This is a genomic window from Lysobacter olei (assembly GCF_054777355.1).
Window position 1 is genome coordinate 12,185 of sequence record NZ_BAAHAT010000002.1, and the last position, 16,130, is coordinate 28,314.

General features: G+C 69.4%; 12 protein-coding genes. 3 read left to right on the plus strand and 9 right to left on the minus strand.

Features of this window, described 5'->3' with window-relative positions; all coding sequences use genetic code 11:
• Positions 1–37: 37 nt before the first annotated feature.
• The 5 genes from rodA to ACYVBS_RS02815 form a co-directional block, all read right to left on the minus strand.
• Positions 38–1,150, minus strand: a complete 1,113-nt coding sequence (rodA, locus tag ACYVBS_RS02795) for a rod shape-determining protein RodA (RefSeq protein WP_460821639.1) — start codon at positions 1,148–1,150, stop codon at positions 38–40.
• The gene (gene mrdA, locus ACYVBS_RS02800; RefSeq protein WP_460821641.1) at positions 1,147–3,285 is read right to left on the minus strand and encodes a penicillin-binding protein 2; all 2,139 of its coding nucleotides are present in this window, start codon (positions 3,283–3,285) and stop codon (positions 1,147–1,149) included. Before mrdA ends, rodA begins: the two co-directional genes overlap by 4 nt.
• Positions 3,286–3,288: 3 nt before the next feature.
• Positions 3,289–3,774, minus strand: coding sequence for a rod shape-determining protein MreD (gene mreD / locus ACYVBS_RS02805; protein WP_460821642.1), 486 nt, complete (start codon positions 3,772–3,774; stop codon positions 3,289–3,291).
• Complete coding sequence (gene mreC, locus ACYVBS_RS02810) at positions 3,771–5,036, minus strand: rod shape-determining protein MreC (protein WP_460821643.1); 1,266 nt, start codon at positions 5,034–5,036, stop codon at positions 3,771–3,773. Before mreC ends, mreD begins: the two co-directional genes overlap by 4 nt.
• Positions 5,037–5,107: 71 nt before the next feature.
• The gene (locus ACYVBS_RS02815; protein WP_460821645.1) at positions 5,108–6,154 is read right to left on the minus strand and encodes a rod shape-determining protein; all 1,047 of its coding nucleotides are present in this window, start codon (positions 6,152–6,154) and stop codon (positions 5,108–5,110) included.
• 288 nt (positions 6,155–6,442) lie between these two features.
• On the opposite strand from ACYVBS_RS02815, the gene ACYVBS_RS02820 reads away from it, so the two are divergent.
• Complete coding sequence (locus ACYVBS_RS02820; protein ID WP_460821646.1) at positions 6,443–7,375, plus strand: carbohydrate kinase family protein; 933 nt, start codon at positions 6,443–6,445, stop codon at positions 7,373–7,375.
• A 231-nt stretch (positions 7,376–7,606) separates the two neighbouring features.
• Positions 7,607–9,370, plus strand: coding sequence for a serine hydrolase domain-containing protein (locus ACYVBS_RS02825; RefSeq protein ID WP_460821648.1), 1,764 nt, complete (start codon positions 7,607–7,609; stop codon positions 9,368–9,370).
• 24 nt (positions 9,371–9,394) lie between these two features.
• Here ACYVBS_RS02825 and ACYVBS_RS02830 read toward each other — a convergent pair whose 3' ends face one another.
• From ACYVBS_RS02830 to ACYVBS_RS02845, 4 genes are all read right to left on the minus strand, one after another.
• Complete coding sequence (locus tag ACYVBS_RS02830) at positions 9,395–9,862, minus strand: aminoacyl-tRNA deacylase (protein ID WP_460821649.1); 468 nt, start codon at positions 9,860–9,862, stop codon at positions 9,395–9,397.
• Between the two features lie 151 nt (positions 9,863–10,013).
• On the minus strand, positions 10,014–10,745 hold the full coding sequence (locus ACYVBS_RS02835) for a hypothetical protein (RefSeq protein WP_460821650.1): 732 nt from the start codon (positions 10,743–10,745) through the stop codon (positions 10,014–10,016).
• A complete protein-coding gene (locus ACYVBS_RS02840; RefSeq protein ID WP_460821651.1) occupies positions 10,742–11,719 on the minus strand; it encodes an alpha/beta fold hydrolase in 978 nt (325 codons plus the stop codon). Before ACYVBS_RS02840 ends, ACYVBS_RS02835 begins: the two co-directional genes overlap by 4 nt.
• 3 nt (positions 11,720–11,722) lie before the next feature.
• A complete protein-coding gene (locus ACYVBS_RS02845) occupies positions 11,723–13,660 on the minus strand; it encodes a M1 family metallopeptidase (protein WP_460821653.1) in 1,938 nt (645 codons plus the stop codon).
• Between the two features lie 118 nt (positions 13,661–13,778).
• Between ACYVBS_RS02845 and ACYVBS_RS02850 the strand changes: the two genes are divergently transcribed.
• Positions 13,779–16,130: a carbohydrate binding family 9 domain-containing protein gene (locus tag ACYVBS_RS02850; protein WP_460821654.1), complete on the plus strand. Its 2,352-nt coding sequence runs from the start codon at positions 13,779–13,781 to the stop codon at positions 16,128–16,130.

The window sequence follows — 16,130 nt, forward strand, 5'->3', positions numbered from 1 at the left end:
CAGTCAGGTTTGTTGCCGAACGGGCCGGCCCTTCGCGTCAGCGCGCGTGCACCGGCCGATGCGCCCGCACCGCCATCACCACGCCCAGCCCGGCCAGCAGTGACACCGCCGAGGTGCCGCCGTAGCTGAGCAGCGGCATCGGCACGCCCACCACCGGCAACAGGCCGGAAATCATGCCGCCGTTGACGATCACGTACACGCAGAACGCCAAGCCCAGTGCACCCGCCAGCAGGCGCGAATAGCCATCACGCGCATCGGCGGCGATCCACAGGCAGCGCCCCACCACGAACAGGTACAGCGCCAGCACGGTCGCGACGCCCACCCAGCCGAACTCCTCGCTGAGCACGGCGAAGATGAAATCGGTGGTGTGCTCGGGGATGTAGTTCAGGTGCGACTGGCTGCCTTCACCCCAGCCCTTGCCGGTGAAGCCGCCACCGCCAATGGCGATCTTCGACTGGATGATGTTCCAGCCGGTGCCCAGCGGGTCCGACTCCGGGTCCAGGAAGGTCAGGATGCGGTCCTTCTGGTACGGACGCAGCAGCCAGAACCACGCGACCGGCGCGATGGCCGCCACGCCGCCAAACGCCAGGCCGAACCACCACCACGGCAGCCCCGCCAGGTACAGCGCGAACGCGCCGCTGCTGGCGACCAGCATCGCGGTGCCGAAGTCGGGCTGCTTGAGGATCAGCAGCGTGGGCACGGCGATGATCACGCCGGCGACCAGCACCACGTTGAGCCGCGGAGGCAACGGCTGCGTGTTGAGGTACCACGCCACCATCATCGGCAGGCTCAGCTTGAGCAGTTCGGCGGGCTGGAAATAGAACACGCCGAGGTTGATCCAGTGGTTGCCGTGCTTGCCCTCGCCCACCACCAGCACCACCAGCAGCGGAATAAGGGTGAAGGCGTACACCGGGGGCGTCCAGTTGCGCAGCTGCGTGGGCGACACGCGCGACAGCGCCCACATCGCTCCCAACCCCACCGCGAAGCGCGCGCCCTGCGCGATCACCAGGGTCGGCTCGCCGCCGCCGGCGCTGTACAGCACCGCCAGGCCGATGGCCATCAGCGCCAGCAACGCGCCCATCAGCAGCGGGTCCAGTGTCCGCAGGAAATGCGCCGCCAGTCCGTAGAGCCAACGCAGGATGGCGCTCATCGGCGGGGCTCCCGCGCAGGGTCGTTGACGGGTGGCGGGGTGGACCGGCGCGCCGCGGCTGCGGGCGCGCCGGCCGGACGCGCCGTGGCGGACGCAGGCGCCGTGTCGGCCGCAGTCGTCGTGGTAGAGCGCGGTGCCATGGGGGTGGCCGCCGGCCCCGTCGGGGGCGTGGCCACGGGTGTGGTCACGGGCGTGGCGGAGGCGTTCGACGCCGGTGCCGCAGGCGAGCCGCCTGCAGCCGTCACCGGGGTGGTGCCCGGCCGACTGGCCGCGCCGGGAGCCGGCGGCTCGGGCATCTTGCCCAGCAGCCAGGCATCGAAGATCTTGCGCGCGATCGGCGCCGCGGTGCTGCCGCCGTAACCGCCATGCTCCACCACCACCGCCACCGCGATCTTCGGGTTGTCGGCCGGCGCATAGCCCACGAACAAGGCCTGGTGGCGCAGGTGGTACGGCAGGTTGTGCGGATCGACGCTCGCGCTGCCCTTGCGGCTGACCTTCTGCGCGGTGCCGGTCTTGCCGGCCATCAGGTACGGCGCGCCGCGGGCCATTGCCGCGCCGGTGCCGCCGCCGTGGATGGTGGCCATCATGCCTTCCTGCACGGCGCGCAGATGGGCGGCGTTATCGGTGATGCGCGTCGGCGGCGGCTGCGGCAACGCGGTCCACGGCGCCTCGAAGCCATCGCGGCGCTGCGCCACCAGGTGCGGCCGGCGCAGGTCGCCGCCGTTGGCGATCGCCGCGGTGCCGCGCGCGAGCTGCAGCGCGGTCGCGATCCAGTAGCCCTGGCCGATGCCGGCGATCACCGTTTCGCCGGGGTACCAGTTCTCGCGGGTGCGCTTGGCCTTCCATTGCGGCGAAGGCACCACGCCCGCGTTCTCGCCTGCCAGGTCGATGCCGGTGGGCTGGCCGAACCCGTATCGACGCATGTACTGGTCGAACGTGCGGATGCCCATCTCGTAGGCGAGCTTGTAGTAGTAGTAGTTCACCGACTGCGAGATCGACTTGCGCAGGTCGGTCCAGCCGGCACCGCCGTGCGCATCGCGGTAGCCGCGACGCTGCCCCGGGATGTGGAATTCGCCGGTGGAGAACACCTTGTCCTCCGGCGTGCGCAGGCCGCTGTCCAGGCCGGCGAGTGCCACCAGCGGCTTGATCGTGGAGCCCGGCGGACCGCCGCCCAGCACGTTGCGGTTGAACAGCGGGCGCGACGGGTTGTCCATCAACGCGCGGTAGTCGGTGTGCGAGATGCCGTTGACGAACAGGTTGGGGTCGTAGCCCGGCAGGCTGACCATGCCGAGCACCTCGCCGGTGGACGGTTCGATCGCCACCGCCGAGCCGTCCATGTCGCCGAAGGCGTAGACCATGGCCTGCTGCAGGTCCAGGTCCACGCTCAGCCGCAGGTCCGTGCCGGGCACCGCTGGCACGCGCCCGACCAGCCCCATCGGCCGGCCGTCGACGTTGGTCTCCATCTTCTCGTAGCCGATGCGGCCGCGCAGCGCCTCGTCGTAGTAGCGCTCCAGGCCGGTCTTGCCGATGTGGCTGAAGGCGGCGTTGGCCTCGCCCAGCAGTTCGGCATCCTTCGCATCCACGCGGCCGACGTAGCCGATCACGTGCGAGAACAGGTCGCCGTGGGGATAACGGCGGTTGAGGTATGACACCAGGTCCACGCCGGGGAAACGCCACTGATCCACGGCAAACGCAGCGGCCTCTTCTTCGGTGAGACGCAGTTTGAGCGTCACCGGCTTGTAACCGCGCGCGGCGCGACGGCCTTCCTCGTAACGTTTGAGGTCGTCCTCGCTCAGCGCCACCACCTTGGACAGCGCCGGCAGCCATTTGGCCGCGTCACCCGCTTCGCGCGGGGTCACGTCGAGGCGGAACGCGGGCACGTTGTCGGCCAGCAGGCGCCCCTTGCGGTCATAGATCAGGCCGCGCCCCGGCACCACGGGCTGAAGCTTGATGCGGTTGGCCTCCGAGCGCGTGGCGTACTCGGCGTGCTGCAGCACCTGCAGGCGGAAATACCACATCGCCAGCCCGCCCAGCGCCAGCATCACGCACACGAACGCCAGCGCGGACCGGCGGCGGAACTGCTCGGCTTCCGCGGCGGTGTTCTTGAGGATGCGGCGCCCGCGCCGTGGACGCATCGCTCAGCCCTTCCGCCAGCGGCCGTAGCGCGCCGAATCCAGCACCAGGAACACCAGCGGCCACAGCAGCATGCCGGCCACGGGCGCCAGCCAGAACAGGCCGGACAGCGGCTTGAGCCCCAGCGCCATGTGGATGGCCGCCGTGACGATGCGGTCGTTGAACAGCAGCCCGCCGATGGCCAGCGCCTGCTGCGAGATCGGGAAGAAGCGCAGGCGCGCGCGGAAGCGCTGCAGGATGAAGCCCATCACCACCAGCCGCAGCGCTTGCTCGCCCAGCACCGTGCCGAAAGCGAGGTCGGCGACCAGCCCGACGCCAAAGGCCACGCCCAGACCGACCCGATCGGGCTCTTCGATCAACCAGTAGGCCAGCACCAGCGCCAGCCAATACGGCCGCAGCGGCTGCAGCATCGCGGGCAACGGCAGCAGGCCGAGCAGCAGTGCCACGACCACGCTGACCGGCAGGATCCAGTGCGACAGCGTGCGGCTCATCGACGGGCGCCCTCATCGGTGGGCGGCTTGGAGCCGGTCGTTTGCGACGCGGGGGGCGCCGGTTCGCGCGGCGCGGGGACGGCCGGCCGCGGGGCGGGCGCACCGCCGGTACCGGTTGCGGCGGCGCCGCTTGCCGGCGACGTCGTAGTCGAAGCGGGCGCCGATGCCGTGGCCGCGACCGAGGGTGACGCGGGCGACGTTGCCGGTTGCGTCGTGGGGACCGCGCGGCGCGGATACCGGATTGGCAGCGTCGCGGGCGCCGGGGCAGGAACCACCGGAACAGCACCAGTGCCGGTGGCGCCGGTGGTGCCGGTCGGGGCCACGCCAGCGCCGCCGGTGGTTGTGCCCTGCGGGGTCTGCATGGCGGCATCCGGACCCGGCGGTACCGCACCGACGGGCGTCGGCGACGCCGCGGGCATGGCGGGCGCGGCGCGCAGCAACAGCACGTCACGACCCCGATCCAGCTGCGCCGCCGGGCGTACTTCGCCCTGAAGATAGGCGCGACTCTCATCGGGACGCAGATCGACGATGGTGCCCACCATGAACCCCGCCGGGAACCGCCCGCCCAATCCGGACGTGATCAGTTCGTCGCCGACCTTGACGTCGCTGGAGGTGGGCACGTTGGCCAGGCGCAGGTGCCCGCCTTCGCCGCTGCCATAGGCCACCAGCCGCACGCCATTGCGGACGACCGCCACGGGCACCGCATGCGAGGGGTCGGTGATCAGCAGCACGGTCGACTGCCCGGCGCTGGTCTCGATCACCTGGCCGAGCAAGCCGCCGGCATCGATCACGCTCTGGCCCACGCGCACGCCGTCACCGGTGCCGGCGCGCACCACCAGGCGCTGTCGCGCCGGATCCAGGTCGATGTCCAGGACGGGGGCCAGTTGCACGTCCACGCCGCTGGTCTGGGCGGCGTCCAGCAGGCCGCGCAGGCGCTCGTTGTCGGCGGCGACCGTGCGCAGCCGGGCCATGCGCGCCTGGCTGAGCAGCAATTCCTGACGCAGCCGGCGATTCTCGTCGGTGAGTTGGCCCAGGGTGCCGGCGTCCGCCTGCACGCGGCGCATTGCCTGGCCCGGCCAACCGGCCACGGCCCAGAGGGGCTGCACCACCAACGACATCTGGCGACGGGCCTCGTGCAGCCAGCCGCCGCGGTGGTCGAGCACGATCAATGCGACGGCCAAGCCCAGGTAAACCATCAGCCGCAGCGAATCGGCGATTTCGCCGGAGCGGGGAGGCGTGGGAGGACCGGCGTAGGGCGGCACGTCAGCGGATCAGGTCACGAGTTGGAGGGGACGACGGGGCCGCGCCACGCGCGCGGTAACGCGGGTGCGGCTCAGTCCGGCGCGAAGAACTCGTTGCCGTGCATGTCCACCAGCTCCAGCGCGCGCCCGCCACCGCGGGCCACGCAGGTCAGCGGGTCGTCCGCCACCTGCACGTGCAGGCCGGTCTCCTCGCTGATCAGGCGGTCCAGGTCGCGCAGCAGCGCGCCGCCGCCGGTCAGCACGATGCCGCGCTCGGCCACGTCCGCGCCCAGTTCCGGCGGGGTCTGCTCCAGCGCCAGCTTGATCGCAGTCACGATGCCGGCCAGCGGCTCGCGCAGCGCTTCGAGCACTTCGTTGTTGCTAATGGTGATCATCTTCGGCACGCCCTCGGCGAGGTTGCGGCCGGTGACCTCCATCGTGCGGTTGTCCTTCTGCGGGTAGGCGCAGCCCAGCTCGAGCTTGATGCGCTCGGAGGTGGCCTCACCGATCAGGGTGCCGTAGGTGCGGCGCACGTAGTTGATGATCGACTCGTCGAAACGGTCGCCACCGATCCGCACCGACGCCGAGTACACGATGCCGTTGAGCGCGATCACCGCCACTTCGGTGGTGCCGCCGCCGATATCCACGACCATCGAGCCGCGGGCCTCGGTCACCGGCATGCCGGCGCCGATCGCAGCCGCCATCGGTTCCTCGATCAGGTACACCTCACGCGCGCCGGCCTCTTCGGCCGATTCCTTGATCGCGCGGCGCTCCACCTGGGTGCTGCCGCACGGCACGCACACCAGCACGCGCGGGCTGGGGCGCAGGAAGCGGCTCTTGTGCACCTTGCGGATGAAGTACTTGAGCATTTCCTCGGTGTAGGTGAAGTCGGCGATCACGCCGTCCTTCATCGGCCGGATGGTGGTGATGTGGCCGGGGGTGCGGCCGAGCATCTGCTTGGCCTCCGCGCCGACCGCGGCCACCGAGCGCGTGCCGCCGATCAGGCGGTCCTGGCGGACGGCAACCACCGAGGGTTCGTTCAGGACGATGCCCTGCCCGCGGACATAGATCAGGGTGTTGGCCGTGCCCAGGTCGATGGACAGGTCATTGGAGAACATGCCGCGAAACTTCTTGAACATCGGGAAACAGGCCGTCTGGGGGAATGCGGGGGCAAGTGGGCTAGCCTAGCAACGCCCCCCGGGCCGGGCAAGGAAAATCAGCGGTTTGCGGCCGTTTTCGCGACACAGGCAAGGGTCCGCGTTGGCGCTTCGTTCAACTTGCGACCGGGGTCACGACCGGGGCCGGCTGGCCGGGGCGCGGCCCAGCGGCTACCCTACGCGCCGTACGGCTGCGTCCGTCCCTTCCAACTCCCGCCGCACCCGTCCGTCCGGCGGGCGGCCTGCCCCCTCAACAGGAGCTTCCCGCCCATGTCGGCACTGATCTGCGGCTCGCTGGCCTACGACACCATCATGGTGTTCCCCGACCAGTTCAAGAACCACATCCTCCCGGACAAGGTGCACATCCTGAATGTGTCCTTCCTGGTGCCGCGGATGCGCCGCGAGTTTGGCGGTTGCGCCGGTAACATCGCCTACAACCTCAAGCTGCTGGGCGGCGACCCGATCCCGATGGCGACCGTGGGCCAGGACTTCGGCCCGTACCGCGAGTGGTTCACCGAACAGGGCATCACCCTGGACCGGGTGAAGATGATCGACGAGCTGTTCACCCCGCAGGCGTTCATCACCACCGATCACGACAACAACCAGATCACCGCGTTCCACCCGGGCGCGATGATGCGTTCGTACGAGAACCACGTGAAGGACGTGCCGGGCGTGACCTTCGGCATCGTCAGCCCCGACGGCTACGAAGGCATGCTGCAGAACGCGAAGGAATTCGCCGAGGGCGGCATTCCCTTCATCTTCGATCCGGGCCAGGCGATGCCGCTGTTCAACGGTGAGGAGCTGCGCAAGTTCATTGAGCTGGCCGACTACGTCACGGTCAATGACTACGAGTCGAACCTGCTGCAGGAGCGCACCGGCTGGAGCGAGAAGGACATCGTGCAGCGGGTGAAGGCGTACATCTGCACGCGTGGCCCGAAGGGCGCGGAGATCCACACCGCCGAGAAGACCTTTGACGTGCCGCCCGCGCACGAGCGCCGCGTGACCGATCCCACCGGTTGCGGCGATGCGTTCCGCGCGGGCCTGATCTTCGGCATCCAGAAGGGCTACGACTGGATGACCATCGGCCGCATCGGCAACCTGATGGGCGCGCTGAAGGTGGAACATCCGGGCACGCAGAACCAGCGCTTCGACTACGAAGAATTTGCCGAGCAGTTCAAGCAGCAGTTCGGGTACGCGCTGTAATTCCTGCGTTTTCCCGGTGAGGTGGCGGAGGCGCTGATTGCTGTCAGCGCTGTGGAACCGGCTCGCGATGGCGTTGCCATTGCCGTGACCTTCGACCCTATCCCCGCGCACGACGGGGGGATGGAATGGCCGAGGCGGCGTAACCGGGAGAGCCACAGGATGTGGAACGCGAATCGGCACAGGCTCATCGGATGTGTGCTGGCGGGATGGCTGGGGCTGGCTGGAGTCGCAATGGCGGCTCCGCAGGCACTGCAGACGCGGGTCGAACAGGCCTTGCGCGACGATCAGGTGGCGGGCGCGGTGTGGGCCACGCTTGAGCATGACGGCACGGTCCGCACCGGCGCCGCTGGGGTGCGGAACGCTACATCCGGTGAACCGCTGCGCCCCGACAGCCGGGTGCACGTGGGGTCGATCGCGAAAGCGGTGCTCGCCACGGGTGTCCTGCGCCTGGCCAGCACCGGCCGGATCGATCTGGACGCCCCGGTCAACCGTTACCTGCCGGGTATGCGCTTCGACAATCCCTGGCCCGACCATCCGGTGCGGGTGCGCCACCTGCTCGACCACACCGCTGGGCTCGACGATATCCGCCTGTGGCAGTTGTTCAGCACGCAGCCAACACCCGACACGCCTTTGGCCGCTGTGTTTGCCCGCGGCCCGTCGATACTGACGGTACGCAGCCGGCCCGGCAGCCAGTTCTCGTACTCGAACATGGGCTATGCGCTGGCCGGCATGGTGATCGAGGCCGTGACCCGCGAACGTTATGAGACCTGGCTCGACCGCGAACTGCTGCGGCCGCTGGGCATGCGCGACAGCACCTTCCATTTCACCTCGCAGCAGGGGCCGGACGCGGATCCGCGCCTGGCCTGGGGACACCACGATCTGGCCACGCCCGCGCCGGCAATGCCGGTCTACCTGCGTCCGGCAGGGCAGTTCACCACCACGGCACGGGACCTCGCGGTGTTCGGGGCCTTCCTGCTGGGCGACGGACGCATCGAGGGCCGTCCTTTCGTGGCAACGGCACTGCTACGCGCGATGGGACGTCCGAGCACGACCGACGCCGCACGTGCGGGCCTGCGCGAAGGCTACGCGTTGGGACTGGCGCGCCGCGACAGGCATGGCGTGGCCGGCCTGTGCCACGCCGGCGACGTGGTCGGCTTCCACGCAATGCTGTGCGTGTTCCCGGACCTGAGCGCAGTGCGCGGCGGGCGGGCGTTCCTAACCGTGCAGAACACCGACGGGGATGGTCGCGACGTCGGGCGCTTTGATGCGCTGATGGTCGATGCACTGGGCTTGCCACAGGCGCGCACGGAGCCTGCGCAGGCACCACCGCGCGACGTGGGCGGGTGGACGGGGCGCTACGTGCCGGCGCCCAACCGCATGGCGCAATTCGCGTACGCCGACTTCCTGTTCGACAGCGTCACCCTGGCATGGGATGGCCGTTCGCTGCACTACACGCGCGGCCAACGCCCGGCGCGCATGCTCACGCCCAGCGGTGGGGCACGCTTCGTCGCCGATGATCGCCGCCGCGCTTCGCACGTGCTGCTCGCCGGAGCCAACGGCGAACGGCTGCTCAGCGATGGCCTGCGCACCCATCGGAAGGTGCATCCGATCGCCTACTGGGCGGTGGCGGCCAGCCTGGCCCTGGGCCTGCTGGGGCTCGCCTGGTTCCTGCTGGTGGTGCCATTGCGCGCGGCGCTTGGGCGCGAGCCGCTGGTCGTGCCGGGCGTGGTAGGCGCGGCCCTGCTAGTGCTGCCGCTTCCGCTGTTCCTGCTGCAGTCCTACATCCAGCTGGGCGATCGCACCGCGGCCAGCCTGTCGCTGTACGCGGCCAGCGCTGCGTTGCCCGCGCTGATGTTGTGGCAGGCATGGCGCAGCCGGCGCATGCGCCAGGGCTTGGCGCACGGCCGGCTCAACCTGCTGGCCGCGCTGCTGGTGCTGCAATGGTGCGCCGTGCTCGCTGCTTGGGACATGCTGCCGTTCGCGCTTTGGCGGTGAGCGACACGGCGCGGGCATGCATGCCTACATCACGTGCGCGAGCCACAGCAGCTCGGGCTGGGCAAGCCTCTCGAACTCGGCGTAAGGCATGCGTACCGCGTCGGTGTGCGTGCCCGCGTTGAACGCGATCTCCGACTGCTGGGCCAGGCGCGAGTCGACGTACACCGGCATGCCGTACAGATGCCCGAACGGCGGCATCGCGCCCACTTCGCAGTCGGGGAACGCGCCGCGGAAGTCGGCTTCTTCGGCCAACTCGACGACAGCGCCGCCCAGGGCCAGCGACAGGCGATGCAGGTCGACGCGGTAGGGCGCGGGCATCACCATCATCGCCAGCGTGCCGTCAAACTTGAGCATCACGGTCTTGGCAAACAGCTCGCGCTGCACGTGCATGGCGGCCGCAGTGTCGAGCGCGGTGACGGCCCGCTCGTGGGACAGGGGGACATAGGGAGCGTGCTGCGTGTTCAGCAGGCTGTGCAGGCGGGGCGAAAGCATGGCTGCCTCCGGAAGGCAGCGCCTGCGCTCCACGCGGCGCTGCCGCACGTGACGGGGCGCGAGGGTCCGCCTCACGCCAACCTGGCGGGCGATTCGCGCGCCATGCCGGGAGCTTACTCCTGGAATGGAAAAGCGACGTAAAGCCCGGGGCTTACTGGGGCCACTTCGGCAGCGAGGTAGGATCCAGCGCCGCCACTTCAAACACCGCGGTGCGCGTGCCGCCGGCCTTCACCGGGAACTCGATTTCGATGACCTTGGCATCGCGCGCGAGCTTCCACAGCGTCTTCTCGTCCTCGATGAACATGGCGATGGCTTCGTCGGTCTTGGGCCGCGTGGCGGCCATCGCCTTGGGCGCGGCAGCGTCGGCCTTCACCTTGACCTTGCAGCCGGCGTAGCAGTTGAAGTCGCCGGCTTCGAGCACGAGGTAGCTGCTGGTGCCCCACTCCGGGTGGTCGCGGAAAATCAGGCGCACCGGCTGGGCGCCGCTGCCGTCGGTATCGACCGGCTCCTGCGAGTAGATCGACGCCGACAGCTGGCTGCCCTTGCCCACCGGCTCCTTGCCGTACGACCACAATGATGCCAGGCGACGCTGCTCACGCGCCTCGGTCGCCTTGCCGACGGCGTCGGCATGGCGCTCCTTGATGCGCGCGGCGGCAGTGCTGTCGGGATACTTGTCGATCAGCACGTCGCCGTGCGCCTTGGCCAACTCCCAGTTGTGGCGGCCGTATTCGGCGTCGAACTGCTTGGCCGCTTCGTCGGCGGCCTGCTCCATCGCGGCCTTCTGGCGCGCGGCGATGGCGACCGGGTCCTCGGCGGGCTTGCAGGCGCCCAGCGCGAGCGCGGCGGCCAGCGGCAGGACCAGGCGAAGGGTGGCGGGTTTCATCGGGGTTGTCCTCGTTCGATCAGTGCGACCACCGCGTCGGCGACCGCATCGGGTTGTTCCATCAGTGACATGTGGCCGCAGCCGTCCAGCAACACCTTGCGCGCCTGCGGCATGCGCGCGGCGTACAGGTCGAGCGCACTGGCATCGATCACCGCGTCCTGGCGGCACCATAGCAGCAGCGCCGGCTGGCGGATGTGTGCAGCTTCATCACCCGGGAGGAAGCGCTCATTGCTGCGGCCGATGCGGTCGAGCACGCGCTGTTCGAACGCGGCCTCGCGCGTGCGGCGTGCCACGTAGATGCCGTTGGCCGGCCACGGGATCCACGGCTTGGCCGCCGCATCGAAGAACACCGTGTCGAGATAGCGGTGCATGGTCGCCACGTCATGCACGGCAAAGGGGTTCTGCCCGGCCAGCACTTCCTGACCGAACCGGTTGTCGGCAAAGCGCACGCCGGCCGCGTCGAGCAGGCCGACGCGGTCGATCAGCGACGGATGCCGCGCGGCCACCAGCGCAGCGATGCCGCCGCCCATCGAGTGGCCCAGCAACACGGTTTTCCGGCCGGGCTGTCGCGCCACTGCCTGGATGAAGGCTGCCATGCGCTCCGACTGCGCGACATAACCGTAATCCGCCCCGCGCCGGCGGCTGCTGGCACCCCAACCGGCGAGGTCGGGAATGACCAGCCGGTAGCGGCCACGCAGCCGCTCCGCGAGCGGATACCAGTTTTCCTTGCTACCGGTGAAGCCGTGCACCATCACTAGGACCGGCGCGTCGGCGGGGGCGTCGTCGCTGACCGCATACACCCAGCGATGGTCGGCGACCTCGACCGAGGCCTGCTGCAGCCCGGCGTCGATGCGCAGGCGGGTGAACTCCGCGCGCAGTACCACTTCCGGATCGCGCGCGACCCAGATCGCGCCGCCCAACAACAACGCGGCCGCCACGAGGGCGGCCGCGATGATGGCATTGCGCCAGCGCATGGCTTACTGGGCCGGCGCCTGCTTGGCCTTGGCGATCACCGACTCCACCGACCCCGTGGTGATCGGGTGGTAGCCCGGCTTGGCCTTGGCGAAGGTTTCCTCGGCCAACTTCAGGCCTTCGGGCGTTTTCACCAGCGCGTTGTAGGTCGGCATGATCAGCTTGCGACGGCCGATCTTCTGCAGGAACGCGCTGATCGCGGCATCGGCCTGGTGGTAGCCGCTGCGCACCGCCAGCGGGTACCAGCGCTGCGCGATTTCGCCGTTGGGCGTGCCGGTGAAGCGGTAGGCGGCATCCAGCGCGGCCAGCTGCTCGACCTTCAGGGTTTCCGGCATGCCTTCGATGAAGTGCACCCACTCCTGGGTGATCCACTTGCCCGTCAGCGCCTTGTCCGGCAGCGTGCCGTTGTCCAGCCACGCCTTGCGCGCGGCGTCGACCGCGTCAAAGCGCGGCGACACGGTCTTCGGCGCGAAGTCGGGGATGCCCGGCTGGTACACCCACTGGTTGACCTCCTCCATCGTGACCTTGCCCGGGTGCTTCTCGATCAGGTTGGTCTTGAGGTAGTCGACGAACTTCGCGGTCGGGATCGACTGGAAGGCGAAGTGGTCGAAGTAGCCCTTCAGGAACGGGTCGAACACGTCGCGGCCGAAACGCTGCTCCAGGAACTGCAGGAACCACGCGCCCTTGGTGTACTGCTGCGAAGTCAGCGAATCGTCCGGATTGCGGATCGTCTCCGGCTTCAGCGCCAGCACGGTGGTCTCCGGCTTGGCGTCCTTGAACTCCTCGGCCAGCTCGTTGCGCGAGATCACGCTCTCCATGTCGGCCTGTTCCTTGCCGAACAGATCTTCGATGATGCGGTTCTCGACGTAACTGGTGAAGCCTTCGTTGAGCCACGCGTCCTTCGAGCTGGAGAAGGTGACCAGGTTGCCCGACCAGCTGTGCGCCAGTTCGTGCGCCACCAGCGACACCAGCGTCTTGTCGCCGGTGATGACAGTTGGCGTGGCGAAGGTCAGGCGCGGGTTTTCCATGCCGCCGTAGGGGAACGACGGCGGCAGCACGAGGATGTCGTAGCGGCCCCAGCGGTACGGGCCGTACAGGCGCTCGGCGGTGTCGATCATGCGGCCGGTGTCGACGAATTCGGCGGCAGCCTTCGGCGCCATCGAGGGTTCGGCCCACACGCCGGCCTTGTCGGTGATCGGCTGGAACACCAGGTCGCCGGCAGCAATCGCCAGCAAGTACGACGGGATCGGCTGCGGCATGGCGAAGGTGTAGTCGCCGTCACGCGCGGCCTTCGGATCGTTGTCGGCGCTCATCAGCACCATCGCGTCCTTCGGCGCGGTCACGTGCGCGGTGTAGGTGAAGCGCACGCGCGGCGTGTCCTGCAGCGGCACCCACGAACGCGCGTGGATCTGCTGCGACTGGCTGAACATGAACGGCGTCTTCTTGCCCTCGGTCATCGCCGGGGTCAGCCACTGCAGGCCCGAGGCCTCGGGCGAGGTGGTGTAGGTGATGCGGATGCGCGGGTTGCGCTGCGGGGCCTCGATGGTCAGCTTGCTGCCCAGCAGTTCGTCGGCGGGCGCGAAGCTGAACTTGAGGTCGTCCCACTTGCCGTCGGCGCGCTCGCCCACGACCTTCTCGACGGTGATGGCGCGGCTGTCCAGCACCAGCTGGGTGGCGTTCTTGTCCAGCCAGTCGAGGGTGTAGGTGGCGCTGCCCGACAGGGTCTTGGCGTCGAAGTCGACCTTCAGCTCCAGCGCGAGGTCCTTGGTGCGGACCTTGTCCGGCTCGGCGTAGGACTGCTCGTCGGTTTCGGCGGTGGCGTTCACGGCGGCCTGCTGGGTGGCGGCGGGCTGGGCATCGGCGCCGGCGGCCGGCGTGGATTCGCGGGAGCAGCCGGCGGCGAGCGCGGCGGCCAGGCACAGGGTCAGGATCGAAGGACGCATGGAGGGACCACGGTTGCGGGTAAGCCTCCGAGTGTACCGCCGCCCGTGTCGAGGGCGAATCGTGCGCCGCCCGACTTCCGGCACAGTCGGCAAAGTCGCGTACACGTCATCCTGTGCCATGACTTCGTCCCGCCCGCGCACCGCCCCCGTCGCCCCACCGGCCTCCCCCACCCGACACTCCCTCGCCCCGCCCGCACGGCGCGCCCGGCTGGCGGCAGGCCTGGTGCTGGCGCTCGTCGCTCCGATGGCCGCGGCCAATCCGGTGCAGGTGCCGCGGGTCGACGCCGACATCACCGTCGATGGCCTGCTGGACGAGCCGGTGTGGGCGCAGGCGGCCGCCATCGACATCGGCCACGAGGTGTCGCCGGGCGACAACCTGCCGGCCGCCGTGAAGACCACCGCACACATCGCCTACACCCAGGACGCGGTGCTGCTGGCCTTCCGCGCCGAGGACCCGGACCCGTCGAAGCTGCGCGCGTACCTGCGCGACCGCGACGCGCTGTACGGCGACGATTTCGTCGGGGTGATGCTGGACACGTTCGACGACCAGCGACGCGCCTACGAGTTCTTCGTCAATCCGCTGGGCGTGCAGGCCGACCTGGTGAAGGAAGAGGCCACCGGCAACGAAGACGATTCGTGGGACGGATTGTGGAACAGCGCGGCGCGCATCACTGCGCACGGGTACGACGTGGAGATGCGGATCCCGTTCGCCACGCTGCGCTTCCGCAACACCGAGGACGCGCGTCGCTGGGGCGCCTCCTTCCTGCGCATCCGCCCGCGCGAATTCCGCTACCAGTACTTCAACAACCGGGTGGAGCGCGGCTCGCGTTGCCTGACCTGCAGCTTCGGCAAGCTCGAAGGCTTCAGCGGGGTCACGCAGGGCCGCAACCTGGAGATCACCCCGACCCTGACCGTGCTGCACGCGGAGGAACGCGACAGTCGCGGTGCGCCGTGGGTCCACCCCGGCGGCGACAACGGCACCCACGTCGAGCCGGGGCTGGACGTGGCATGGACCCCCACCCCCAACATCACGCTCAACGGCACGCTCAACCCCGACTTCTCGCAGGTCGAATCCGACCAGGCGCAGCTCGACCTCAACACCAGTTTCGCGCTGTTCTTCCCGGAGAAGCGTCCCTTCTTCATGGAGGGCGCGGACTACTTCACCACCCCGCTGCAGGTGCTGTACACGCGCCAGATCGGCGACCCCGACGCCGGCGTGCGCGTGACCGGCCGCAACGGCCAGCAGGCCTACGGCGCCATCGCCGCGCGCGATGCCAACACCCAGTTGCTGGTGCCGGGCGCGCTGGGGTCCAGCATGCGGTTTCTCGACCAGCCCGCGGATGCGTTCGTCGGTCGCTACCGCTATGACCTCAACGCCAGCACCACCCTGGGCGCCATCGGCACCCTGCGGCAGGGCGAGGACTATCGCAATGCGCTCGGCGGACTCGATGCGCGCTGGCAGCAGGGCCGCCACACCCTGCGCAGCCAGTGGCTGCGCAGCGACTCGGCGTACCCGGACGCCCTGGGCCTGGCCGACACCACGCCGCGCGGCAATGCGCTGTCGGCTGCCTACAACTACAGCCAGAGAGCCTGGTTCGCCGACCTCAGCCACCAGCGCATCGATCCCGGCTTCCGCGCGGACCTGGGCTTCATCAGCCAGGTTGGCTTCGACCGTTCGCTCATCGGTGGCGGCCGCCACTGGTTCGGCGAGGACGGCGACACGATCAGCCGCATCAGCCTCACCGGCGACTGGGACATCACCCACCGCGCCGACGGCCAGCTACTGGAGCGCGAATTGGAAGGCTACGTGCGGGTCAGTGCGACCCGGCAAACGCAGGCCAACATCGGCGGCGTCACCCGGGTGCGCTACTGGAACGGGCGAATGTTCGACGAAAGCTTCGCCAGCGGCTTCATCGGCGCCACGCCGTGGCCGGGCTTCACCTTCGGCTCGTGGCAACGCAGCGGCGACATGCTGGACCTGGCCGCATCGCGCATGGGCCGCGGCATCATCTGGGAGCCGTACGTGGAGCTGGACATCGGCCGCGGCGTCAACCTGACGCTGAACCATTCGCGCCAGCGCCTGCGCCGCGACGGCGGCACCGCGTTTGACGCGCGCGTGCTGGACGGCCGCCTGAGCTGGCAGCTGGACCCGCGCCAGCGCCTGCGCCTGTCGGTGCAGGCCGGCAACGTGCAGCGCGACCAGGCTCTCTACACCTTCCCGCTCGCCCAGTGCCCGATCGCCCTCGACCCGGCGGCCACCGCGTGCATCATCCCGGTCCGTTCGCACGTGCGCGACGTGACCGCACAGCTGCTGTACTCCTACAAGGTCAACCCGCGCACCGCGCTGTATGCCGGCTACTCACACGGCGCGCTGGACATCGACCGCGACGGCGAACCGCGCGATTCGCTGCTGGATACCAGCCGCAGCGCGTTCCTCAAGCTCAGCTACGCGTGGCAGCCCCGGTTCTGA